Annotated in this window: 23 protein-coding genes; 10 read left to right on the plus strand and 13 right to left on the minus strand. The window is 75.4% G+C overall.

The genetic code is table 11. From position 1 onward, the window contains the following. Nucleotides 1–81 precede the first annotated feature (81 nt). The 4 genes from qcrB to ctaE all read right to left on the minus strand — a co-directional run bounded on the left by qcrB (nucleotide 82) and on the right by ctaE (nucleotide 4,469). A complete protein-coding gene (gene qcrB / locus WJX68_RS12740) occupies nucleotides 82–1,797 on the minus strand; it encodes a cytochrome bc1 complex cytochrome b subunit (protein WP_340290126.1) in 1,716 nt (571 codons plus the stop codon). Further along, nucleotides 1,794–2,930 (minus strand): cytochrome bc1 complex Rieske iron-sulfur subunit, encoded by a 1,137-nt coding sequence (gene qcrA, locus WJX68_RS12745; RefSeq protein WP_340290129.1) that lies wholly within the window; start codon nucleotides 2,928–2,930, stop codon nucleotides 1,794–1,796. Before qcrA ends, qcrB begins: the two co-directional genes overlap by 4 nt. Continuing rightward, nucleotides 2,927–3,793, minus strand: a complete 867-nt coding sequence (gene qcrC, locus WJX68_RS12750) for a cytochrome bc1 complex diheme cytochrome c subunit (protein WP_422785698.1) — start codon at nucleotides 3,791–3,793, stop codon at nucleotides 2,927–2,929. Before qcrC ends, qcrA begins: the two co-directional genes overlap by 4 nt. Before the next feature lie 64 nt (nucleotides 3,794–3,857). Further along, on the minus strand, nucleotides 3,858–4,469 hold the full coding sequence (gene ctaE / locus WJX68_RS12755; protein WP_340290132.1) for an aa3-type cytochrome oxidase subunit III: 612 nt from the start codon (nucleotides 4,467–4,469) through the stop codon (nucleotides 3,858–3,860). A 179-nt stretch (nucleotides 4,470–4,648) separates the two neighbouring features. Here ctaE and WJX68_RS12760 point away from each other — a divergent pair, with 179 nt between their 5' ends. Together WJX68_RS12760 and trpD are read left to right on the plus strand one after the other, a co-directional pair. Continuing rightward, nucleotides 4,649–5,101 (plus strand): response regulator, encoded by a 453-nt coding sequence (locus WJX68_RS12760; protein WP_340290135.1) that lies wholly within the window; start codon nucleotides 4,649–4,651, stop codon nucleotides 5,099–5,101. 22 nt (nucleotides 5,102–5,123) lie between these two features. Continuing rightward, a complete protein-coding gene (trpD, locus tag WJX68_RS12765; protein WP_340290138.1) occupies nucleotides 5,124–6,167 on the plus strand; it encodes an anthranilate phosphoribosyltransferase in 1,044 nt (347 codons plus the stop codon). Nucleotides 6,168–6,187: 20 nt separating this feature from the next. Here trpD and WJX68_RS12770 read toward each other — a convergent pair whose 3' ends face one another. Further along, complete coding sequence (locus tag WJX68_RS12770) at nucleotides 6,188–6,466, minus strand: Lrp/AsnC family transcriptional regulator (protein WP_340290141.1); 279 nt, start codon at nucleotides 6,464–6,466, stop codon at nucleotides 6,188–6,190. Nucleotides 6,467–6,773: 307 nt separating this feature from the next. On the opposite strand from WJX68_RS12770, the gene WJX68_RS12775 reads away from it, so the two are divergent. Further along, a complete protein-coding gene (locus WJX68_RS12775; RefSeq protein WP_340290144.1) occupies nucleotides 6,774–7,082 on the plus strand; it encodes a hypothetical protein in 309 nt (102 codons plus the stop codon). Nucleotides 7,083–7,098: 16 nt separating this feature from the next. Here the strand turns inward: WJX68_RS12775 and WJX68_RS12780 are convergent, their stop codons facing one another. The 6 genes from WJX68_RS12780 to WJX68_RS12805 form a co-directional block, all read right to left on the minus strand. Further along, on the minus strand, nucleotides 7,099–8,484 hold the full coding sequence (locus WJX68_RS12780) for an FAD-dependent oxidoreductase (RefSeq protein WP_340290148.1): 1,386 nt from the start codon (nucleotides 8,482–8,484) through the stop codon (nucleotides 7,099–7,101). 59 nt (nucleotides 8,485–8,543) lie between these two features. Then, nucleotides 8,544–9,428, minus strand: coding sequence for a PaaI family thioesterase (locus tag WJX68_RS12785; RefSeq protein ID WP_340290151.1), 885 nt, complete (start codon nucleotides 9,426–9,428; stop codon nucleotides 8,544–8,546). A gap of 74 nt (nucleotides 9,429–9,502) precedes the next feature. Further along, nucleotides 9,503–10,537, minus strand: a complete 1,035-nt coding sequence (locus tag WJX68_RS12790) for a winged helix DNA-binding domain-containing protein (RefSeq protein WP_340290154.1) — start codon at nucleotides 10,535–10,537, stop codon at nucleotides 9,503–9,505. A gap of 17 nt (nucleotides 10,538–10,554) precedes the next feature. Beyond that, nucleotides 10,555–11,697, minus strand: coding sequence for an LLM class flavin-dependent oxidoreductase (locus WJX68_RS12795; protein WP_340290157.1), 1,143 nt, complete (start codon nucleotides 11,695–11,697; stop codon nucleotides 10,555–10,557). Nucleotides 11,698–11,778: 81 nt separating this feature from the next. Next, nucleotides 11,779–12,570 (minus strand): IclR family transcriptional regulator domain-containing protein, encoded by a 792-nt coding sequence (locus WJX68_RS12800; protein WP_340290160.1) that lies wholly within the window; start codon nucleotides 12,568–12,570, stop codon nucleotides 11,779–11,781. Further along, nucleotides 12,567–13,718 carry a lyase family protein gene (locus WJX68_RS12805; protein ID WP_340290163.1) on the minus strand — a complete coding sequence of 384 codons (1,152 nt, stop codon included), beginning with the start codon at nucleotides 13,716–13,718 and terminating at the stop codon, nucleotides 12,567–12,569. Before WJX68_RS12805 ends, WJX68_RS12800 begins: the two co-directional genes overlap by 4 nt. A 41-nt stretch (nucleotides 13,719–13,759) precedes the next feature. Here WJX68_RS12805 and WJX68_RS12810 point away from each other — a divergent pair, with 41 nt between their 5' ends. From WJX68_RS12810 to WJX68_RS12825, 4 genes are all read left to right on the plus strand, one after another. Next, entirely contained in the window at nucleotides 13,760–14,416 is a 657-nt protein-coding gene (locus tag WJX68_RS12810; protein WP_340290166.1) for an HAD hydrolase-like protein, read from the plus strand. 144 nt (nucleotides 14,417–14,560) lie between these two features. Continuing rightward, nucleotides 14,561–15,475, plus strand: coding sequence for an MOSC domain-containing protein (locus WJX68_RS12815; RefSeq protein ID WP_340290169.1), 915 nt, complete (start codon nucleotides 14,561–14,563; stop codon nucleotides 15,473–15,475). Between the two features lie 137 nt (nucleotides 15,476–15,612). Further along, the gene (locus WJX68_RS12820) at nucleotides 15,613–16,362 is read left to right on the plus strand and encodes a CoA transferase subunit A (protein ID WP_340290172.1); all 750 of its coding nucleotides are present in this window, start codon (nucleotides 15,613–15,615) and stop codon (nucleotides 16,360–16,362) included. Continuing rightward, entirely contained in the window at nucleotides 16,359–16,991 is a 633-nt protein-coding gene (locus WJX68_RS12825; protein ID WP_340290175.1) for a 3-oxoacid CoA-transferase subunit B, read from the plus strand. The genes WJX68_RS12820 and WJX68_RS12825 overlap by 4 nt, the downstream gene beginning before the upstream one ends. A gap of 8 nt (nucleotides 16,992–16,999) precedes the next feature. Here the strand turns inward: WJX68_RS12825 and WJX68_RS12830 are convergent, their stop codons facing one another. Together WJX68_RS12830 and WJX68_RS12835 are read right to left on the minus strand one after the other, a co-directional pair. Beyond that, nucleotides 17,000–18,223 (minus strand): cytochrome P450 family protein, encoded by a 1,224-nt coding sequence (locus tag WJX68_RS12830; RefSeq protein WP_340290178.1) that lies wholly within the window; start codon nucleotides 18,221–18,223, stop codon nucleotides 17,000–17,002. Between the two features lie 34 nt (nucleotides 18,224–18,257). Beyond that, a complete protein-coding gene (locus WJX68_RS12835) occupies nucleotides 18,258–19,388 on the minus strand; it encodes an NAD(P)/FAD-dependent oxidoreductase (RefSeq protein ID WP_340290181.1) in 1,131 nt (376 codons plus the stop codon). Between the two features lie 245 nt (nucleotides 19,389–19,633). Here WJX68_RS12835 and WJX68_RS12840 point away from each other — a divergent pair, with 245 nt between their 5' ends. The 3 genes from WJX68_RS12840 to WJX68_RS12850 all read left to right on the plus strand — a co-directional run bounded on the left by WJX68_RS12840 (nucleotide 19,634) and on the right by WJX68_RS12850 (nucleotide 22,063). Then, nucleotides 19,634–19,843, plus strand: coding sequence for a hypothetical protein (locus tag WJX68_RS12840; protein WP_340290184.1), 210 nt, complete (start codon nucleotides 19,634–19,636; stop codon nucleotides 19,841–19,843). 73 nt (nucleotides 19,844–19,916) lie between these two features. After that, on the plus strand, nucleotides 19,917–20,615 hold the full coding sequence (locus tag WJX68_RS12845) for a 4'-phosphopantetheinyl transferase family protein (RefSeq protein WP_340290187.1): 699 nt from the start codon (nucleotides 19,917–19,919) through the stop codon (nucleotides 20,613–20,615). Next, nucleotides 20,612–22,063 (plus strand): DNA polymerase IV, encoded by a 1,452-nt coding sequence (locus WJX68_RS12850; protein WP_340290190.1) that lies wholly within the window; start codon nucleotides 20,612–20,614, stop codon nucleotides 22,061–22,063. The genes WJX68_RS12845 and WJX68_RS12850 overlap by 4 nt, the downstream gene beginning before the upstream one ends. The last annotated feature ends 1 nt before the right edge of the window (nucleotide 22,064 follow it).

Here is a 22,064-nt window from a genome sequence, read left to right on the forward strand (position 1 = left end):
CACACGACGGCGGGCCCCGCCGGGACCGTGTCCCGGCGGGGCCCGCCGTGTCGTGCGTCCGGGCCGTGGCCCGGGTCGTGCTCAGTCCCGCGGCTGCTGCGGGCGACCGCCGTCGTCCGGACGGCCCGCGAGCTCGCCGTCGCGCGACTCCAGCTCCGCACGCGCGCTGCGGCGCGCGCCCGACTCCTCGAGCTCGCGCTCGTGGACGTCGTGGCGGGCCTTCGCCAGCGCCCGCGACTCGTCGGCCGGGTCCGGCGACAGCAGCGACCCGGAGACCGGCTCGCCGGCCAGGCCCAGCTGGTTCATCCGCTTGGGCACCGAGGCGCCCTGGTACTCCAGCGGGATCGCGTGGCCGTGCGTGTCGACCCCGGCCAGCGGCTGGTGCACCTCGATGAACTCACCGTGCGGGAGCCGCTTGATGATGCCGGTCTCGATGCCGTGCTCGAGCACCGCGCGGTCCGAGCGCTGCAGACCGATGCACCACCGGTAGGTGACCCAGTACACGATCGGCGGCACGGTCAGCAGGCCGATGCGGCCCGCCCACGTGGTCGCGTTCAGCGAGATGTGGAAGAAGTACGAGATCCAGTCGTTGAACCCGCACATCACCAGCCACAGGTAGAACGAGATCGCCATCGCGCCGAGCGCGGTCCGGACCGGCACGTCGCGCGGGCGCTGCAGCAGGTTGTGGATCGCGTCGTCGCCGGTGAAGCGCCGCTCCAGCGCCGGGTAGGCCGCCGCCAGGGCGAACAGCACCGGCAGGAAGCCCGCGGTGGGGATGAACGCGGCCGGGATCGTGTAGGTGTCGAAGAGGTAGAACTCCCACGGCGGGAAGATCCGGCCCATGCCCTCGGACCACAGCATGTAGAAGTCCGGCTGCGACCCGGCGGAGATGTGCGAGGCGTCGTAGGGGCCGAGGTGCCAGATGGGGTTCATCTGGAACAGCCCCGAGATCAGCGCCAGGACACCGGCGACGACGAAGAAGAACGCGCCGCCCTTCGCCGCGAACTGCGGCATGATCCGCACGCCGACCACGTTGTTCTCGGTCCGGCCGGGACCGGGGAACTGCGTGTGCTTCTGGTACCACACGAGCCCGAGGTGCACGGCGATCAGCGCGAGGATGATCCCGGGCAGGATCAGCACGTGGATGATGTAGAGCCGCGGGATGATCTCGGTGCCCGGGAACTCGCCGCCGAACAGCGCCCAGTGCACCCAGGTGCCCATGATCGGCACGGTCAGCGTGATGCCCGAGGCGATCCGCAGGCCGACGCCGGAGAGCAGGTCGTCCGGCAGGGAGTAGCCGGTGAAGCCGGCGAAGGTGCCCAGCAGGATCAGCACGACGCCGATGGTCCAGTTGGCCTCGCGCGGCTTGCGGAACGCACCGGTGAAGAACACCCGGAACATGTGGATGATCATCGCGGCGACGAACAGCAGCGCCGCCCAGTGGTGCAGCTGGCGCATGAACAGCCCGCCGCGGACCTCGAGGGAGATCTCGAGCGCGGACTCGTACGCGCGCGACATGTGCACGCCGCGCAGCGGGTCGTACGGGCCGTTGTAGACGACCTCCTGCATGGAGGGGTCGAAGAACAGCGCCAGGTACGTGCCCGACAGCAGCACGATGATGAAGCTGTACAGGGCGATCTCGCCCAGCATGAACGACCAGTGCGTCGGGAAGACCTTGTTGAACTGCTTACGCAGCCCGCTCGCGGCGTGGTACCGCTGGTCCGCCTGGTCCAGGGCCTCGGCTCCCTTGGCGGCCAGGCCGCCGGAGGAGGACGTGGGTGTGGTGATCGAACTCATGTCGTCTTCGGCCTCTCCCAGAACGCGGGTCCGACGGGCTCCACGAAGTCGCTGCGGGCGACGAAGTAGCCCTCCTCGTTGACCGTGATCGGCAGCTGCGGCAGCGGCCGGGCGGCGGGCCCGAAGACGGGCTCGGCGTCCTGCGTCGCCAGGAACTGCGACTGGTGGCACGGGCAGAGAATGCGGTTGTCCTGCGCCTGGTACAGCGAGGTCGGGCACCCGAGGTGGGTGCAGACCTTCGACCAGGCGTAGAAGTCACCGTAGTTGAAGTTCTCCTGGCCGGGGCGCTTCGTGACCTGCGTCCCGGGACGGAGACGGATCAGCATGACCGGCGCGTCGGAGGCGCGCTGCGCGTGCAGCAGCTTCTCCTCGTTGCCCCGCTCGCTCTCGCGGTAGGGGAAGACGGTCATCATGGCCCCCGGCTCCATGTCCTCGGGTCGCACTCGTGCGATCTCGGACACGATACCGGTGTCGGTGCGCAGGTACACCGTCTCGCCGTTCTCGGGCCGCCAGCCGGTGTGCCAGAGCGGCGCGTCGTCGCCCTCGGCCCACGGGTTGCGGATGATGCCGCCGAGCGCGACGACACCGGTGCCGATGCCGGCCACGGCCGCGGCCAGCCCCGCGCTGCGGATGATCAGCTTGCGGCGCCCGATCGTGGTGCTCTGCCCGGCGCTCGCGACCTGCGCCAGGAAGGTGGCGCGGTCGACGTCGTCGGACGGCCCGTCGTGGCGCTGCTGGACCGAGACCTCCTCCGGGAACAGCTTCTTGACCATCTGGATGACCGCGATGCCGATGGAGAGCACCGAGAACCCGAAGGTGAAGCCGATGACCGGGGTGTAGAGGTTGTACAGCTCCTGGCCGGGCTCGCCGACGTTGACGTACTCCCAGGGCCACCAGATGAAGGCGACCACGAAGGCGAGCATCGAGATTGCCGAGATGACGAACCACAGCGCGACCGAGCGCTCGGCCCGCTTCTCCGCCCGGGTCCCCGCGACCGGGAACGCCGGGGTGTTGTGCACGACCTCGACCTCGTCGAGCTCACCGGCCAGGCGGGCCAGCTGCTCCGGCGACATCGCGTCGAGCTCCTCTCGGGTCGGACGGCGGTCCGACCCGGTGCTGACATCGCTGCTCAACTCTTCGCCCCCAACCAGATGGCGAACCCGACCAGGCCGGACATGACGACGGCGAAGATGAAGATGCCCTCGGCCGTCGGCCCGAGACCCAGCAGCGAGTACCCGCCCGGGTCGTTCTCGTGGTTCACCGACTTGATGTACGCGATGATGTCCTGCTTCTCCTGCGGCGTGAGCTGCTGGTCGGAGAAGCGCGGCATGTTCTGCGGACCGGTCTGCATCGCGGTGTAGATCTGCTCCTCGCTCGCCGGTTCGAGCGCGGGCGCGTACTTGCCGGAGGACAGCGCGCCGCCGACCCCGGTGAAGTTGTGGCAGGACGCGCAGTTCAGGCGGTAGAGCACGCCGCCGCGGCCCGGGTCGTCGCCGCGCAGGGCCTCGCCGGTGGCAGCCGGGGTGACCGGGCCGCCGCCTTTGGCCTGGACGAACGCACCCAGCGCCTCGAGGTTGGCCTGCCCCTCCTGGGTCTCCGGGTCGAAGATCGGCAGCGGGTGCTTGCGCGCGGCCTGTGCCTCCTGGCGGGCCATCGGCATGCGGCCCGAGGACACCTGGAAGTACACCGCGGCGTCGCCGACGCCGATCAGGCTCGGCCCGCGGTCCTGCACGCCCTGCAGGTTCGCACCGTGACAGGTGATGCAGGTGTTGTTGTAGAGCTGCTCGCCCTTGGCGACCAGCGCGGCGTCCGGCTGGGCCTGGGCGACCTGCGGCTGGGGCGCGAAGGCGGCGTAGAGGAAACCGACGGACAGCAGGCCCAGCCCGATGGCGAGGGCACCGGCGATGCGGCGCTTCATCCTGCCGTGCGGACGGGTGCGGCCCCCGGCCTTCTCGTCCGGCCGGGCGGCCGGTGGTGGGTTCTGGTTCTCGGTCATCGCTGGGGGTCTTCCAACCTCGACGTCGTGGCGGGTGCTGTCAGGGAACGGGCGGCGCGATCGGTCAGCGGATGAAGTAGATCGTGGCGAACAGCCCGATCCACACCACGTCGACGAAGTGCCAGTAGTACGACACCACGATCGCCGCAGTGGCCTGAGCGGGTGTGAACTTGCTCAGCTTCGTGCGGATGATGAGGTAGACGAACGCGACGAGGCCGCCGACCACGTGCAGACCGTGGAAGCCCGTGGCCAGGTAGAAGACCGAGCCGTAGGCGCTGGAGGAGATCGTCGTCTCGTGCGCGGTGACCAGCGTGTAGTACTCGAACGCCTGGCCCAGCACGAAGATCGTCCCCATCACCAGCGTCACCACGTACCAGCGGCGCAGGCCGAACACGTCGCCGCGCTCGGCGGCGAACACGCCGAACTGGCAGGTGAACGAGGACGCGACCAGCACGATCGTGACCGTGAGCGCGTAGGGGACGTCGAGCTCGGTGGGCGGCGGCGGCCAGGGGCCGTCGTTCTGCGCCCGCGCGGTGAAGTACATCGCGAACAGCCCGGCGAAGAACATCAGCTCGCTGGAGAGCCAGACGATGGTGCCGATGCTGACCAGGTTGGGTCGGTTCAGCGAATGGATCCGCGCGCTGATGTTGGGTGCCGCTGTCGTCACGCCGGGCATTATGACCCGAGCCGAACTTCTACGGCTTGTCGGGATACCCCTCGCGCCATCACGATCGGCGAACGGTGGCCGTGATCGGGAACTCCCCGGCTGGTCGGAGCGACCGCGCGGGGGCCCCGCGTGGCCTCCGGCACGACGACGTTCGGGGGTGTCGGGGGGTTCCCCTAGTATCGGCGGGCGTGAGCGGACGAGCGGCAGAGATCGGCAGCGCGGCCGGATCGGTGACGGGGACGAACACGGTGCTGGTCTACAGCCACCGCCCCGAGGTCCGCGCCGGCATCATCGAGGCGGTCGGGCGGCGCCCCGCCCCGGACGTGGGTCGCGTGCGGTGGGTGGAGGCCTCCGGCATCGCCGAGGTCCTCGCCGCGTGCGACGCGGGCGAGGCGGACCTGCTGGTCCTCGACGGCGAGGCCCAGCCGACCGGCGGGATGGGCGTGGCCAAGCAGCTGCGCCACGAGATCGTCGACTGCCCCCCGATCGTGCTCACCGTGCGCCGCCGCGACGACCGCTGGCTGGCCACCTGGTCCGAGGCCGACGCCGTGCTCGTGCACCCGCTCGACCCGATCGAGGCCGCCGAGGTCGTCGCGCAGGTCCTGCGCGACCACCGGGCCGGCACCCTGACCCAGCCGTAGCGAGTAGAGGACACCGCCTGCCGTGAGCGCTCCCACCTGGCCCTCCGTGATCGGCCGCCTGATGCGCGGAGACGACGTCTCGGCCGAGGAATCGACCTGGGCGATGGGTCAGGTGTTCGCCGGGGAGGCCACCCCCGCGCAGCTCGCCGGCTTCCTCGTGGCGCTGCGGGCCAAGGGCGAGACGCCCGCGGAGATCTCCGGCATGGCCGACGCGATGCTCGCCCACGCGCTGCGGGTGCGGGTGCCCGGCCGGGCGGTCGACGTCGTCGGCACCGGCGGGGACCAGGCGCACACGGTGAACATCTCCACCATGGCCGCGATCGTCGTCGCGGCCGCGGGGGCGCCGGTGGTCAAGCACGGCGGGCGCGCCGCGTCGTCGCAGTGCGGGACGGCCGACGTGCTGGAGGAGCTCGGCGTCGCGATCGAGCTCACCCCGGCGGCGGTGGAGCGCTGCGTGGCCGAGCTGGGCGTGGCGTTCTGCTTCGCCCAGTCCTTCCACCCCGCGATGCGCTACGCCGGCGGGGTGCGCCGCGAGCTGGGCGTGCCGACGGCGATGAACCTGCTCGGCCCGCTGTCCAACCCGGCCCAGCCCGAGACCGGCCTGATCGGCTGCGCCGACCCGCGCCACGCCGCCACGATGGCCGAGGTCTTCGCCCGGCGCGGCAAGTCGGTGCTGGTCGTGCGCGGCGACGACGGGCTCGACGAGCTGACCACCACCGCGTCCAGCACCGTCTGGGTCGCCGACGCCGGGTCGGTGCGCGAGGAGCGGCTGGACCCGGCCGATCTGGGCGTGCGGCCCGCGACCGCGGAGGACCTGCGCGGGGGCACCCGGGCGGTGAACGCGGCCGTCGTGCGCGACCTGGTGGCCGGCAAGACCGGCCCGGTGCGCGACGCCGTGCTGCTCAACGCCGCGGGCGCGCTGGCCGCGCACCGGGGCGTGGGCCCCGACCTGACCGCCTCGATCGGCGACGCGCTGGACACCGTCGCGGCCGCCGTCGACTCCGGGGCGGCCGCGGACCTGCTCGCCCGCTGGGCCGCGCTGTCGACCGAGCTCGCCGCGGCCTGACCCGCCCGGGCCCGCCGGGCTCAGTCCAGGCCGATGGCGAACGCGGCGTCGGTGTCGGCCTTGGAGTAGGACCGGAACGCGATGTGGGTGTCGGTCCCGACCACCCCGTCGATCTTGCTGAGCCGGCTCGCGATCACGTCGGCGAGCTGCTCGTGCTCGCGCACCTTCACGACCGCGATGAGGTCGACGTCGCCGGCGCAGGAGTAGACCTCCGAGACGCCGTCGAGGTCCGCGATGGCCTGCGCGGTCTCGGGGATCCGGTCGGCGGCGGTGTGCACCAGGACGATCGCGGTGATCACGGCGGGGCTCCCCCTCGGGTCAGGACCTGCGGACGCCGATCAGGTTAGTGCCGCGATCCCGTGTGGCGCAGGCCGCACCGGAGTTGCTAGGGTGATCGCCATGCGCACCGTCGAGCACACCCTTGCTCCGAGCGCAGCGCTGCCCGCACGACTCCTCGCGGTAGTAGCACTGCGCGTCGGCTGATCCAGGCCGCCGACGCGCCCGCGCCGAATCCCGGCGCCTCCCTCCCGCACATCGCGGTGAGGATTCCCGAGACCTGGCTCGCGTTCCCGCTTCTCTCTCGCGCAACGCACGGAGCCACCCATCATGAGCATCACCGTCGACCGTCCGACCACCTTCTCCTTCCCCGCCGGGTCCGGCGGCGCCGCTGACATCGCGTCGCGGATGCCGCGCCGGCACACCGTCGTCACCGGCGACGGCATGTCCGGCGTCATGCAGATCGCCGCCGCGCTGCAGGGCTGCGGCCGGACGCTGCGCGAGTTCTGCGTCGACGTCCGCGAGGGCGTCGCCTACAGCTCGGTCACCTGCACCATGTCGATGACGCCGGCCGAGGCCGACGACTTCTCCCACGGCATGCTCGCGCTGCCCGGCGTCATGGCCGTCGACCCGTACTGAGCACCCCGCGCGGGCGTCAGGTCCGCGAGCTGCGGCTCCGGGCGGCGTCGAGCATCGCCGCCCGGTCCGCGATCTTGACCCGTTCGGTGCCGCCGCGGCGCTCCCCCAGTGCGACCTCGGCGGCGTCGAGGCGCAGCCAGTCCTCCCACAGCACGGGCTCCACCCCGTACTCGCGCATCCGCTCCGGCACCGCGTCGCCCCCGGGCCGCGGCGGCGTCGCCAGCGTCGGCAGGTCCGCCAGCACCGACGCGGCCGTCTGCGCCCCGTCGCCCTTGTTCGTGCCGATCACCCCGGTCGGGCCGCGCTTGATCCAGCCGGCCACGTAGCTGCCGCGCACCGGCTCGCCGCCGAGCAGCACCCGTCCCTCGTCGTGCGGGACGGTGCCGGTCGCCGCGTCGAAGGGCAGTCCCTCGATGGGCTCGCCGGCGTAGCCGATGGCGCGCACCACCAGTCCGGCGTCGAGCGTCTCCCGCTCCCCCGTGCCGTGCACCCGGCCGTCGGCGTCCAGGGCGTTGCGCTCGATCTCGACGCCGCCGACGCGGCCGGTGCCGTCGTCGACCAGGCGCACCGGGGAGCGCAGGAAGCGCAGGTGGATGCGCCGCGGGGCGCCGGTGCGCTCGCGCGCCGCCCACTCGGTGAGCATCTCGATGTTCTGGCGCATCCGGCGGTCCGACGGCTCCCCGGTCCCGGCGGCGAGCAGCCCGTCGTCGTGCACGACGACGTCGACGTCGTCGAGTCCGCCGAGCCCGCGCAGCTCGGCCGGGGTGAACTTCACGTGCAGCGGGTCGCGGCGCACGAGCACGTGCACGTCGGTGACGGCGCTGGCGCGCAGCGCGTCGAGCACGGCGTCGTGGGCGTCGGTGGCCGCGAGGTCCTCGGCGGGCCGGGCCAGGACCCGGGCGACGTCGACGGCCACGTTGCCCGCCCCGACCACGACCGCACCCGGACGGTCGAGCAGCGGGCCCGGCCCGACGGCGTCGGGGTGGCCGCAGTACCAGGAGACGAACGCGCCGGACCCGACCGACCCGGCGAGGTCCTCACCGGGCACCCCGAGGTCGCGGTCGACCGCGCTGCCGGTGGCGTGCACGACCGCGTGGTAGTGCTCGCGCAGCACCTCCCCGGGGATGCCGCCCGGTCCGACGTGCACGTCGCCGAGGAACCGGACGCGCTCGGAGTCGTCGAAGGTCCGCACCAGCGCCCGGATCACCGACTTCATCTTCACGTGGTCGGGGGCGACGCCGTAGCGGACCAGGCCGTAGGGCGCGGGGAGGCGGTCGATGACGTCGACGTGCACCCCGGGGTCACCCGCCAGCAGCGCCTCGGCGGTGTACAGGCCGGACGGACCGGACCCGATCACCGCGATCCGGTACGGGCGTGGGGCGGGGACCTGCGGGGTCGTCACGTGCGCACCTCCGAGCCGGGGACGGTGACGACGCTAACAGCGATGCCCCGGCCGGGCGATCACCGCACGCGCAGCGACGTCCCGACCGCGCGGACGGCCGGGCGGCCGTCGGGCAGCAGCAGCTCGGTCTGCAGCGTGCGGAACCGGCGGCCGTCGCGGATCGCGGTGGTCCGTGCGCGCAGCCGTGCCTCGACCTGGACCGGGCGCAGGAAGTCCACGGTCAGCGAGAGCGGTCGGGCCCCCTCCCCGCCGGGGTGGGACCGCTGCGCCGCGGCGGCGAGGCCGGAGAGCACCGCGCCGTGCGTGGTGCCGTTGAGGTTGGCCGTGGACGGCCCGGGGGTGAACACGACGTCTCCGTCGTCGCCGTCGCGCTCGAGGTGCTGCAGCCGGGCCGGGTCGAACGGGGGCAGGGCCGCCCGGAAGTCCTCGTCCGGGGCCGCGGCGGGGTCACCGGCGCCGGCGCTGCCGGGGTCGGCGAGCCCGCCGGGGCGCGACGGCACGCCGGTCAGCGCCATCGTGGCCACGACGTGCGCGACGACCACCCCGGTGTCGTCGCGGATCTCGGCCCGCCCGACGCCGGTCTGCTCGTCGAGGTGCAGCAGGCTCAGCTCCGCGGTCAGCCACCGCGCGTCCGGCGACGGCGGCGCGGTGAAGTCCAGCCGCAGGTCCACCGTCGGGGCGCCCGCGACCAGGCGCGCGGTCGAGAACACCAGGTAGCCGATCCCGGAGTCGGCCAGCAGTGCGGGCAGCACGGCCAGCACCCCGCCGTCCGGCGTGCGCACGTCGTCGTGCAGCGGGGCGCGCAGCACCACCCGCTGCCGGGTCGAGGACGGGTCGGGCACCATGCCGAGCCCGGTCTCGACCGGGGCCCGGCGCATCCGCTCGCGGGTGCCGGGCCCGGGCCGCGGGCCCGCCTGTCGTGACTGCGCCGTCGGTCCGGTCATCCGCTCATCGTGCGATACGACGACGTTTCGCTGCGGCCCGGGTCCCTGTGCCGTCCCTCACGCCGGCGGGCCGCTCACGGGGCGGGGTGCCAGGCGGCGAGCCGCTCGCCCTCCTCCGCGACCGCGCGCGCGTCGGCCGCGTCGAGGGCGGTGAACGGGCTGGTCACGACGCGCTGCCCGCGCCGCTCCCAGGTGCCGGCGACCCGGCCGTGCAGCAGGAACGTCGGCGCCGAGCGGGGCTTCGTCGTGGCGAACACGTGCGCGCGGTGCGCGGCGGGCACGATCCGGGCGCGGGCGGCGTGCCCGAGCAGCAGCACGGCGTCGAACGGGCCGAGGAAGCGGACCGGCAGCGGGGTGCCCGGACCGGGCAGCGGGGCGCGGGGCACGTCGAGCAGCTCGGCGCCGTCCTCGCCGGTGAACCGGCGCAGCGTCAGCTCGCCCAGCGCCGCGCGGGCGACGGCGACCGGCCAGCCGGCGAAGCGGGCGACGTCCGGCGCGGTCGCCGGGCCGAACGCGCGCAGGTAGCGGCGCGCGAGCTCGCAGCGGTCCTCCGGTGTCGGCTCGCGGGTGCCGGCGGGGCCGTACACGTGGGCGCGCGGGGTGTCCCACGTCCCGGCGGGCGGCACCCGCACCAGCCCGGTCCAGTGCTGCACGCCCGGCCAGGTCCCGGCGGGGAGGCCGTGGGCGGCGAGCTCGGCGGTCAGATCGGCCTGGCGGCGCGGGCCCGCCGCGACCGCCCCGGCGACGACGCCGGCGGCCGCGGCCATGTCGGCGCCGGTGACGTCGCGGCGCAGCCGCAGCCAGTCGGCGCGCTGCTCGTCGCGCACCGCCGCGGTGAAGCGCGGGTGGTCGCGGGCCGAGAGCATGTGGATCGTCGAGCGCATCGCCCAGGCCTGCACGACCCGCCCGTCGTGCAGCATCGCGGTCAGCGCGGCCCGGTCGAACCCCTCGAGGCGGGCGTGCAGGCCGAGGTAGCCGGACGGCGCGTGCTGGGTCTGCAGCCCGCACAGCCGTTCCAGCGCGCGCGGGACGGTGGTCGCGACGCGGCCGGTCAGCAGCTGGCGGGCGAGCAGGGCCCGCAGCGCGTCGTCGGCGGTCAGGACGCGCACGTCGGCGGCCGTCGCGATCAGGCGCGGGCGTAGCGGCCGGCCGGGCGGGTGAGTCCGAAGCGGTCGCGCAGGGTGCCGTCGTAGGGGGCCGGGGCCCAGGCGTCGCCGAGCGCGGGCAGCAGCGCGTCGACGATCTCGCCGACCCCGTCGGGCAGGGCGAGCGGCACGAGGACGAAGCCGTCCGCGGCCCGCTCCTCCGCCGCGTCGCGCAGCAGCTCCGCGAGCTCGGCGGCGCCGCCGGTGTGGCGCAGGGTCGCGGGCGCGGTGTCGGCCCCGGCCGGGGCGAGCGCGTCCAGCTCGCGCAGGCGGGCGCCGGCGTCGTCGCCCAGCAGCGTCTCGACGTCGAGCAGGACCGCCACCCGCTCCGGGTCGCGCCCGGCGCCCGCGACGGCGGCGCGGACCCGGTCGCGCGCCTCGGCGGCCGCGGCGACGGAGCCGGCCGCGACCCGGACGACGTCGGCGTGGCGGCCGACGACGGCCAGCGCGGCCTGCTCGTCGCCGCGCAGCACGGTCAGCGGGTGGCCCTGCGGCGGGCGCGGGGTGATCGACGGGCCCTTCACCGAGAAGAACTCGCCGGTGAAGTCGATGTGGTGCAGCCGGTCGCGGTCGACGAACCGGCCGGTGGCGGCGTCGCGGATCTCGGCGTCGTCCTCCCAGGAGTCCCAGAGCCGGGCGGCGACCTCGACGACCTCGCCCGCCTCGCGCCACAGCGACGCGGCGTCGCGCCCGGCCGTCTCGGCGGGGGTGGCGCGGCCGAACAGGTCGGCCTCGGCCTGCGTGCGCGAGACCTCCGGCTGCCACCCGGCGCGGCCGGTGGACACGAAGTCCAGGGTGGCCACGGCCTTGGACAGGTGGAACGGCTCGGTGTGGGTGACGGTGACCGCGGGCACGATCCCGATGCCGGGCACCGCGGGCGCGACCCGGGCGGCGACGGCGACGGCGTCGAGGGTGCCGGGCAGCGCGGCCGGGTCCGCCGAGGGCGGCTGCAGCGAGTCGGGCAGCACGACCAGGTCGAGGCCGCCGCGGGCGGCGGTGCGCACGAGGTCGAGGTGGTGGCCCGCGGTGAACAGCCGGGCCGGGTCGGCGCCGCCGGCCCGCCACGCACCGGGGTGGCGCCCCGCCGCTCCGAGTTCGACCGCCAGGTGCAGACGTCCGCTCACCGTGCCTCCGTACCGTCTCGGCTCGTGTCCGGTCCTGTCCCTGGGCGCAACCCGGCCGCGGCGCCGTCTGTTCCCGCCGGCTCAGCCCGCGGTGCGCAGGTCGGCCTCGATCGCGGCGGCGCAGGCGCGCAGCTCGGGCAGCACCTCGGCGCGCAGGTCGGCGGCGTCGCGGCGGGACACGTGGGTCGAGACGTTCGCCGCCGCGACGACCCGGCCCGCCCGGTCGTGCACCGGCACCGCGACCGAGCGCAGCCCGGGTTCCAGCTCCTGGTCGACGACGCAGTACCCGTCGGCGCGGACCCGGTCGAGCTCGGCGGACAGCGCGCCGGGGGTCGTGACGGTGTGCGCGGTGAGCGCCGTGGGCTCCAGCGCGTCCAGGTGGGCCCGCAGCGTGGCCGGTGGGAGCGCGGCGAGCAGGACGCGGCCCATCGACGTCGCCCAGGCCGGGAAGCGGGTGCCGATGGTGATCGTCACGGTCATGATCCGCGAGGTCGGGACCCGGGCGACGTAGACGACGTCGTAGCCGCCGGCCGGGTCGCCGTCGAGCACGGACACCGATGCCGACTCCCGCACCGTCGCGACCAGGCGTTCCAGGTGCGGCGCGGCGATCTCGGGCAGCCCCATCGCCGACAGGTAGGACCAGCCGAGCTCGAGGACCCGCGGGGTCAGCGCGAACAGCCTGCCGTCGGTGCGGACGTAGCCCTCCTCGACCAGGGTCAGCAGGAACCGCCGGGCCGCGGCCCGGGTCAGGCCGGTGGCGCGGGCGACGTCGGCGAGGGTCTGCTCGGGGTGCTCGGCGTCGAAGGAGCGGATGACGGCGAGCCCGCGCGAGAGCGAGCGGACCTGCTCGGTGCGCGGCGCGGGGGCGCTCACCGGGGCCGCCCGGCGAGCACGGTGTCGACGAGCTCGGCGGCGTGCCCGGTGCCGTGGCCCTGGGCGCCCGCGGCGAGGGCGAGGTTGCGCGCCATGGCGTCCGGGTGCACCTGCAGACCCTCCAGGCAGTCCCGCAGCCGGGCGGCGGCGCCCGCGGTGACGCGCAGCAGGTCCACCAGCGTCTCCCACTCCGCGTGCCAGGCCCCGGCGGCGCGCTGGAACTCCTGCTCGGCCCCGGCCAGCAGGGTCGCGACCAGCGCGGGGGCCCGCTTGGCGGCGCCGCGCGCGGTGACGGCGGCGGCCGGGTTGCGCTTGTGCGGCATCGAGGAGGAGTCACCGGGCGCGCCCTCGGAGACCTCGCCGAGCTCGGTGGCCGAGAGCAGCACGACGTCGCCCGCGGGCTTCGCGCACGCCCCGGCCGCGACGCCGAGCGCCCCGGCGAGCTCGCCGATCCGGGTCCGTTCGGTGTGCCACGGGACGCCCTGGGGTGCGAGGCCGAGCCGGGCGGCCAGCGCGTCGGCGACGGCGGGGCCGTGCGGGTGGGTGGCCGCGAGCGTCCCGGCGGCGCCGCCGTAGGAGACGGGCAGCGCGTCGAGGGCGCGGGTCAGCCCGGTGCGGGCCCGGTCGAGCCCGCTGCACCAGCCGGCCGCGACGAGGCCGAACGTGGTGGGCAGCGCCTGCTGCCCCAGGGTGCGGGCCGCGCAAGGCGTGTCGCGGTGACCGGCGGCGAGCGCGGCGGCGGCGTCGGCGCAGGCGGCGAGGTCGGTGCCGATGCGGTGCCCGGCACGGCGGGCCAGCAGCACCAGCGCGGTGTCCATGACGTCCTGGCTGGTCGCGCCCGGGTGCACCGCCCGCTCGGCCCCCGGCTGGATCCGGGCCGCGGCCGCCTTGAGCCGCTTGACCAGCGGGATCACCGGGTTGCCGCCCTCGCGGGCCTCGGCGGCCAGCAGGTGCGGGTCGACCCCGGCGACGGCCGCGACGGCGCGCTCCACGCCGTCGGCGTCGGTCCCGTCGACCGCGCCCTGCTCGGCGGCGACGGCGGAGAGCGCCAGCTCGACCTCCAGCAGCGCGGCGATCCAGGCGCCGTCGTCGAGGAGTGCGTCGACCCGGTCGGTACCGGACAGCGGCCCGAACAACGTGTTCGCCATGCGTACGAGTGTACGGCTTCCGCACAGGCAGAATCGTCCCCGTGCTGACCCACATCCTGCTCGACCTCGACGGCACCCTCGTCGACTCCGCCCCCGGCATCCTCGGCTCGCTGCGCCGCGCGATCGACGAGGTCGGTCTCGACGTGCCCGGCCCGGCGCTGGGCACCCACCTGCTCGGCCCCCCGCTCTACCGCAGCCTGCCCCCGATCCTCGGTGACGACGGGACCGCCGCCGTGCTGCCGGTCTACCGCCGGCTCTACGGCGACGAGGACGGCTGCCTGGACTGCACCCCGTACCCGGGCGTGGAGGAGCTGCTGCGCGCGCTGTCCGACGCCGGCGTCACGATGGCGCTCGCGACCAGCAAGGCCGAGCCGTCGGCGCGCAAGATCCTCGCCCACCACGGCTGGACCGACCTGTTCACCGAGATCGTCGGCGACACCCGCGCCGCGGACCGCCCGACCAAGGGCGCCGTCGTCGCCGAGGCGCTGCGCCGGCTGTCCGACCACGGCCACCCCTACGACACCCCGCCGCTGATGGTCGGCGACCGCCTGCACGACGTCGAGGGCGCCGCCGAGCACGGGCTGCGCTGCGAGGGCGCGGGCTGGGGCTACGCCGAGCCGGGCGAGCTGCAGGCCGCCGGCGCCACCGTGGTGCACGACTCGGCGACGGCGCTGCGCCGCGCGCTGCTCGGCTCCTGAGCGTCGCATCCGGGTGAAACCGGGGCACGGGCGCACGCATCCGCGGGGCGGTCGCGCGGACCGGCTCCTCAGCTGAGGACCGGCTGCGCGGCCCCCTCCGATCGGACCGTGCGCCTGCTCCGGACGGGCGGATATACACCGGACATGACGGTCGCCGCGCTGTACCGCTACCCGGTCAAGTCGATGCTCGGGGAGTCCCTGACCCGGGCCACCCTCACCGACCGCGGGGTCCTGGGCGACCGCGCGTACGCGGTGCTCGACGTCGCGACGGGCATCATCGCCAGCGCCAAGGTCCCGAAGAGGTGGCTCGGCCTGCTGAGCTTCTCGGCCCGGTTCGTCGCCGAGCCGGTCGCCGGCGAGCACGCTCCCCCGGTCGAGATCACCTTCCCCGACGGGTCCGTGCTGCGCAGCGACGACGAGGGCCTCGACATCGCGCTGTCGGCCGCGCTGGGACGGGAGGTGTCGCTGATCTCGGTGCCGCCGGAGGGCGCGTACTTCGAGGAGCTGTGGCCCGACATCGAGGGCCTCACCCCGCAGCAGCTCGCGCCCCGCACGCTCATCGACGCCACCACGACGCGGCACGAGGACACCGGCGAGACGATCAGCCGGTTCGACGTCTCCGCGTTCGGCGCCCCCGGCACCTTCTTCGACCTGTCCTCGCTGCACGTCATGACCGAGTCCACCCTGGACCGGCTGCGCGAGCTGGCCCCGGACGCGACGTTCGACCCGCTGCGGTACCGGCCCAACATCGTCCTGCGCGGCGACGACGCCGGCTTCGTCGAGAACGACTGGCCCGGCGCGACGAGCACGCTGGGCGACGCGGCCCGGATCACCTTCTCCTTCGCCACCATGCGCTGCGTGATGACGACGCTGGCGCAGGGCGACCTGCCCGACGACCCGGACACCCTGCGCGCGATCGCCCGGCACAACCGCATCGAGATCCCGCAGGTCGGCGGCGTGTGGGCCTGCGCGGGCGTCTACGCCGAGGTCGCCGCGGGCGGCGAGATCGCCGTCGGGGACGCCCACACCACCCCCGAGCCGGCCCCGGCACCCGCCTGAACCACCCACCCGCATCCCCGGTCGGATGCGTCCGTCACCGGCACCGTCACGGAGGTCCGCGGACCGAGGTGTTCGCAGAGCGAACGCTTGTGCGTCGAGCGAACGCTGCGTACAGTGCCGGACGACGGAGGTGCGTGATGGACAAGGTGGTGGCATCCGCCGCGGAGGCGGTCGCCGACATCGGCGACGGCGCGTCGCTCGCGGTCGGCGGTTTCGGCATGTCGGGGGTCCCGACGGTGCTGATCGCCGCCCTGCTCGAGCAGGGCGCGACCGAGCTGGAGACGATCTCGAACAACCTCGGCGTCGACGGCTTCGGCCTCGGCACCCTGCTCGCCGCCGGACGCATCCGGCGCACGATCGGCTCCTACGTCGGCAACAACAAGGAGTTCGCCCGCCAGTACCTCGCCGGTGAGCTGGAGCTGGAGCTGACCCCGCAGGGCACGCTGGCCGAGCGGCTGCGCGCCGGCGGTGCGGGCATCCCGGCGTTCTACACCCCCGCCGGCGTCGGGACCCTGGTCGCCGAGGGCGGCCTGCCGTGGCGCTACGCCGCCGACGGCTCGGTCGCCGTCGAGTCCCCGGCCAAGGAGACCCGCGAGTTCGACGGTGTCGCCTACGTCCTCGAACGTGCGCTGACCCCGGACTTCGGGCTGGTCCACGCCTGGAAGGGCGACCGGCACGGCAACCTCGTCTACCGACGCGCGGCCCGCAACTTCAACCCCGACTGCGCCGCCGCGGGCCGGGTCACGATCGCGCAGGTCGAGCACCTCGTCGAGCCCGGTGAGCTGGACCCCGACGAGATCCACACCCCCGGCATCCACGTGGCGCGCGTGCTGCACGTGCCCGGCGTCGAGAAGCCGGTCGAGTTCAGGACGGTGCGTGAGAAGTGAGCCTCACCCGCGACGAGATGGCCGCCCGGGTCGCCCGTGAGCTGCCCGACGGCAGCTACGTCAACCTCGGCATCGGCATGCCGACCCTGGTCCCCGGCCACATCCCGGCCGGCCGCACGGTCGTCCTGCACTCGGAGAACGGCATCCTGGGCGTCGGCCCCTACCCCACCGACGACGAGGTCGATGCCGACCTCATCAACGCCGGCAAGGAGACCGTCACCGTCGCCGACGGCGCCGCGTTCTTCGGCTCCGCGGACTCCTTCGCCCAGATCCGGGCGGGCAAGCTCGACGTCGCCGTCCTCGGCGGCATGGAGGTCGCCGCCAACGGCGACCTCGCCAACTGGGCCGTGCCCGGCAAGATGATCAAGGGCATGGGTGGCGCGATGGACCTCGTCCACGGCGCGAAGAAGGTCGTCGTGATGATGGACCACGTCTCCAAGGACGGGTCGCCGAAGATCGTCGAGCGCTGCTCGCTGCCGATCACCGGCCTGGGCTGCGTCACCAGGATCGTCACCGACCTCGCCGTCATCGACGTGACGCCGGACGGGCTCGAGCTGGTCGAGACCGCGCCCGGCGTCAGCGCCGACGAGGTGCGGGAGAGGACCGGGGCGCCGCTGCGCGGCGCCTGATCCCGCGCTCAGGCCCGCGGGGCGCCCGGGACGACCGGCATCCGGGTGAGCCCGCGGACCAGGGTGGACTCGCGGTAGGTCAGCTCGGACGGGTCGACGGCGAGCCGCAGGTCCGGGCGCTGCGCGACGAGCCTGCCGATCGCGACGCGGCCCTCGGTGCGGGCGAGCTGGGCGCCCAGGCAGAAGTGGATGCCGTGCCCGAAGAACACCCCCGACGACGCGTCGCGGGTGATGTCGAGCCGCTCCGGGTCCGCCACCCAGGCCGGGTCGCGGTTGGCGGCGGCGAGCCCGAGCATGACCGTGGCGCCGGCCGGGATCGTCACCCCGGAGTAGGTGACGTCCTCGGCGGCGAACCGCATCGGCGCGTTGGACACCGGGGACTCGAAGCGCAGGAACTCCTCGACCGCCGAGGTGATCAGCGTCGGGTCCTGCTCCAGACGGGCGCGCTGCTCGGGGTGGGTCAGCAGTGCCAGCACGCCGTTGCCGATGAGGTTGACGGTGGTCTCGTGGCCCGCGATGAGCAGCAGCGTCGCCATCGCGACGAGCTCCTCGGGCGAGAGCCGGTCGCCGTCGGCCTCGCTGACGGCCAGCAGCGAGCTCAGCAGCGCGTCGTCGGGCTCGGTGCGCTTGCGGTCGATCAGCTCGGCGAGGTAGCCGGACAGGCTGCCCATCGCGGCGAACTTCTCCTCCGCCGGGGAGTCGTCGACCATCACCGACGACCACGCCGAGAACTGGTCGCGGTCCTGCGCCGGGACGCCGAGCAGCTCGCAGATCACCAGCACCGGGACCATGAACGCGTAGGAGCGCATGAGGTCGACCGGGCCCTCGGCGGGCAGCGCGTCGAGCAGCTCCTGGGTGATCTCCTCGACCCGCGGCTGCAGCTCGGCCATCCGGCGCACCGTGAACGAGCGGCTCACCAGCTTGCGCAGCCGGGTGTGGTCCGGCGGGTCCATCAGGATCATCATCGGCGTCGGGGCGGCCGGGTGGGCGTCGCGCTGGTCGGCGGGCAGGGTGTACCGCCAGTCCTTGCTCAGCCGCGGGTCGACGAACGCCTCGCGGACGTCGGCGTAGCGGCTGATCAGCCACGCCGTGCCGTCCGGCAGCGCGAGACGGCGCACCGGCTCCTCCTCCCGCAGCGCGGTGTACGCGGGGTGCGGGTCGGTCCAGAACGCGCCCGAGAACAGGTCGTGCCGCTCGGTGCCGGTGGTGGTGAGGCCAGTCGTCGGAGCCATGGCCCCATGGTGCCAGGACCGTGTAAGCGCGTGCTTACATCAGACGGGTGACCGAGACCACCGCCGGGTCGAGGGCGATGTCCGGCGGGACCGCGTGTCCCAGCACCACGGCCGCGGCCAGCGCCGCCAGCGCCGGGGAGGACTCGATGCCCGAGCCGCCCTGACCGGCGACGAAGTAGAAGCCGGGGTGCCCGGGCCGCTGTCCCAGCACCGGGGCCCGGTCCGGGGCGAAGGTGCGCAGCCCGGCCCACGCGGTGCGCACCGACCGCAGTCCCAGCGTGGTCGCCGCGGCGACCCGGTCCACGGCGAGTGCGACGTCGAGCTCGTCGGGCCGGGCGTCGCCGGGCGCGGCCGGGGTCTCGTCGGCCGGCGAGACGAGCACGGTGTCGGCCTCGGCCTTGAGGTACCAGCGCTCGGCGGCGTCGGCGAGCATCGGCAGCGCGGCGCCGTCGACCCGCAGCGCCGCCGGGTCGGGCGCCGCGCAGGCCGCGATCGTGCGCCGGTAGGCGGTGAGCCCCGCCCCGGGGACGCCGGCGAGCGCGGCCACCGCGTCGGCCCAGGCCCCGGCCGCGTCGACGACGACCCCGGCGAGCACCCGGTGCCCGGCGGTCGTCGTCGCCGCCCAGCCGGCGCCGTCGCGGGCGAGCGCGGCCACCCGGGCGCCGCGCAGCAGGGTGCCGCCGCGGGCGCGCAGGCCGCGCCGGTAGCCGTCGTGCAGGGCGGCGGTGTCGACGTCGCAGGCACCGGCGGTCCACGCCGCCGCGAGCGGGGCGCCGCGCAGCACCGGGGCCCGCCGCCACGCCTCGTCCGGGTCGAGCGCGACCGGGGCGCCGGGCTCGCCGTGCTGCGCGCGCAGGGTCGCGGCGAGCCGCCCGGCGGCGAGCTCGTCCTGCGCGACGTGCAGCACCGGGCGCGGGGAGAGCAGCGGCGGGGTGCCGAGCTCGTCGGGCAGGGCGGCGAAGCGCGGGCCGGAGGCGTCGATCAGCGCGCGGAACGGCCCCGAGCCGTGACCCGGGATGTAGGTGGCGGCCGAGCGCGCGGTCGCGTGCACCGGCAGGTCCTGCTCGGCCTCGACGAGCACGACGCGGGCGTGCGCGGCCAGCTCCCGGGCCACCGACACCCCCGCGATGCCGCCACCGACCACCAGCACGTCCGCCGTCTCCATGCCCCGACCCTAGGAAAAACCGGTGGCCGCGAACCGCGCGGGCGCCGTAGCGTCGCCGCCATGCTGATCCGGTTCCTCTGAGCGGCCCGCGGGGCCACGGTCTGCCACCGCCCCGCCGCCCGCCCGGCCCGTGACGTCGTCACCGGCCGTGGAACCGTGCCCGGCCCCCGTGCCGGCCCGTCCGCGTCCCCTGCCACGTCACCGGCCCTCCCGGTCCGAGACCGATCCACTCCCAGGAGGCCCGCATGCGCACCACCCGACCCGTACCCACGAGCGTGCCCACCGGCACGGGCGCGACCACCACGGCACCGGCCAACCGCGCCGAGCGGCGCGCGGCGCGGCGCGGCCGCGACACCGGGGCCGGCGGCCCGGCCGTGCCGCGCACCGCGGGACCCACCCCGCAGGCGCGGCCCGCGCACGTCCGCACGGACTTCGCGGCCCGGCGCACCGGCTGAGCCCGGCCGCGGCGGGGCGGATCACGGCGTCGCCCCGCCGCGGCGGCCACCGCCCCGTGGGAGGCTGGACGCCGTGACCGTCACCGTCTGGTGGGCCGCCCCGGCCGATCCGGGCGTGCGCCCCGACCTCGTCGCGCTGCTCGACCAGCACGAGCGCGAACGGATGGCCGCCCTGCGCCGCGACGCCGACCGCGCCCGCTACCTCGCCGCGCACGCCCTGGCCCGCCTCGTCCTCGGCGAGCACCTCGGCACCGACGCCGCCGCGCTGCACCTGGACCGCACCTGCGGCTGCGGCGCCCCGCACGGCAAGCCCCGCCTCGCCGCCCGGCCGGACGACCCCGGCTTCTCCCTCACCCACTCCGGCGCGCTCGTCGGGCTCGCGCTCGGCCCCGGGCCGGTCGGCGTCGACGTCGAGGCGCACCGCCCGCTGTCCTCGCTCGACGGGCTCGCCGAGCACGCACTGTCCGCCGCCGAGCGGGCCGCGGGCACCCCCGCCGCGGCCGCGTTCCTGCGGACCTGGACCCGCAAGGAGGCGCTGCTCAAGGCGACCGGCGACGGTCTGTCCAGCCCGATGGACGCCATCACCCTGTCCCCGCCGGACGCCCCCGCCCGCGTCCTGGACTGGGCCGGGGCCGCCGGGCGCTGGTGGGTCGCCGACGTCGCCACCGGCCGCGACGACCACCCGGCCGCCGTCGCGGGGGCCGGGCGCGAGGTCCCGCCCGTCACCGTCGCCGACGGCGACGCGGTCCTCGCGCCCCGCCCGCGCCGGTGAGCGCCGGCACCGACCGCTGGGTCCTGCACCTGGACATGGACGCGTTCTTCGCCTCCGTCGAGCAGCTGACCCGCCCCACCCTCGCCGACCGCCCGGTCCTGGTCGGCGGGGCGGGACCGCGCGGCGTCGTCGCGGGGGCCAGCTACCAGGCGCGGGTGTTCGGGGCCCGCTCGGCGATGCCGATGGGCCAGGCCCGGCGGCGCTGCCCGCACGCCACGGTCCTGCCGCCGCGGTTCACCCTCTACAAGGCGGTCTCCGACGAGGTCATGGCCGTGCTCGCCGAGCACTCCCCCGTGCTCGAGCCGGTGTCGGTGGACGAGGCGTTCGTGGAGCCGCCCGACCTGGTCGGCGCGACGCCCGGGCAGGTGCAGGAGTGGGGCACCCGGCTGCGGGCGGCCGTGCGCGACCGGACCGGCCTGCCCGCCTCGGTCGGCGCGGGCTCCGGCAAGCAGGTCGCCAAGATCGCCTCCGAGCTGGCCAAGCCCGACGGCCTGCGGGTCATCGCACACGCCGAGCAGGCCGCGGTGCTCGACCCGCTGCCCGTCCGCTCGCTGTGGGGCATCGGGCCGGTGTCCGGCGAGGCGCTGCGCCGGATCGGGATCGAGACGATCGGCGGGCTCGCCGCGATGGACGCCCGCGAGGTCGCCGGGGTGCTCGGCGGCGCGGTCGGCACCGAACTGCACCGCCTGGCCCGCGGCCTCGACGACCGCCCGGTCGCCCCGCGCGGCGCGGCGAAGCAGATCAGCGCCGAGACGACCTTCGACACCGACCTGACCGCGATGACCGCGGTGCACGCGGCCGTCGGGTCGATCTGCGTCGCGGTGCACCGCAGGCTCGTCGCCGACGGCCGGGCCGCGCGCACGGTCACGGTGAAGGCGCGCACCGGGGACTTCACCACCCACACCCGCTCGGAGACCGCGCCGTACGGGACCCGGGACCTGGCGACGCTGAGCGCGATCGCGCGCCGGCTGGCCGGGCACGCCGTCGGCGAGGGCGGGGTGCGGCTGCTGGGCGTGTCGGTCTCCGGCTTCGGCGACGAGCCGCCGCTGGCGCTGTTCGAGGCGGTCCCGTCCGGGTCCGGCTGGACCACCGCCCCCGCCGCGCCCGACGGCCCGGCCGACCCCGCCACCACCGCACCGGAGCCCTCCGACGACCTCCCCGGCGGCGTCCTCGGCGACCTCCCCGGCGGGCCGGGCCCGGCACCCCTCGCGCCCGGCCCGTCCCGCCCGGACCGCCCCGACCGCGAGCCGGACCCGGACCGCCCGTGGCGGGCCGGCGACGACGTCACCCACCCCGAGCACGGGCACGGCTGGGTGCAGGGCGCCGGGCACGGTCGCGTCACCGTCCGGTTCGAGACGGCCGCGACCGGCCCCGGCCGCACCCGCACGCTCGACGCCGCCGACCCGGGCCTCGTCCGTGCCGACCCGCTGGGCAGCTGGCGGGCCTGAC

This window comes from Pseudonocardia spirodelae, assembly GCF_037727765.1.
GTDB classification, from domain to species: Bacteria; Actinomycetota; Actinomycetes; order Mycobacteriales; family Pseudonocardiaceae; genus Pseudonocardia; species Pseudonocardia spirodelae.

Excerpts from the sequence above, each read along its gene's own strand:
- qcrB (WP_340290126.1), bottom strand. The coding sequence starts at position 1,797 with ATGAGTTCGATCACCACACCCACGTCCTCCTCCGGCGGCCTGGCCGCC.
- qcrC (WP_422785698.1), bottom strand. The coding sequence starts at position 3,793 with ATGACCGAGAACCAGAACCCACCACCGGCCGCCCGGCCGGACGAGAAG.
- ctaE (WP_340290132.1), bottom strand. The coding sequence starts at position 4,469 with ATGCCCGGCGTGACGACAGCGGCACCCAACATCAGCGCGCGGATCCAT.
- WJX68_RS12775 (WP_340290144.1), top strand. The coding sequence starts at position 6,774 with ATGAGCATCACCGTCGACCGTCCGACCACCTTCTCCTTCCCCGCCGGG.
- WJX68_RS12785 (WP_340290151.1), bottom strand. The coding sequence starts at position 9,428 with ATGACCGGACCGACGGCGCAGTCACGACAGGCGGGCCCGCGGCCCGGG.
- WJX68_RS12805 (WP_340290163.1), bottom strand. The coding sequence starts at position 13,718 with ATGGCGAACACGTTGTTCGGGCCGCTGTCCGGTACCGACCGGGTCGAC.
- WJX68_RS12815 (WP_340290169.1), top strand. The coding sequence starts at position 14,561 with ATGACGGTCGCCGCGCTGTACCGCTACCCGGTCAAGTCGATGCTCGGG.
- WJX68_RS12820 (WP_340290172.1), top strand. The coding sequence starts at position 15,613 with ATGGACAAGGTGGTGGCATCCGCCGCGGAGGCGGTCGCCGACATCGGC.
- WJX68_RS12830 (WP_340290178.1), bottom strand. The coding sequence starts at position 18,223 with ATGGCTCCGACGACTGGCCTCACCACCACCGGCACCGAGCGGCACGAC.
- WJX68_RS12835 (WP_340290181.1), bottom strand. The coding sequence starts at position 19,388 with ATGGAGACGGCGGACGTGCTGGTGGTCGGTGGCGGCATCGCGGGGGTG.
- WJX68_RS12840 (WP_340290184.1), top strand. The coding sequence starts at position 19,634 with ATGCGCACCACCCGACCCGTACCCACGAGCGTGCCCACCGGCACGGGC.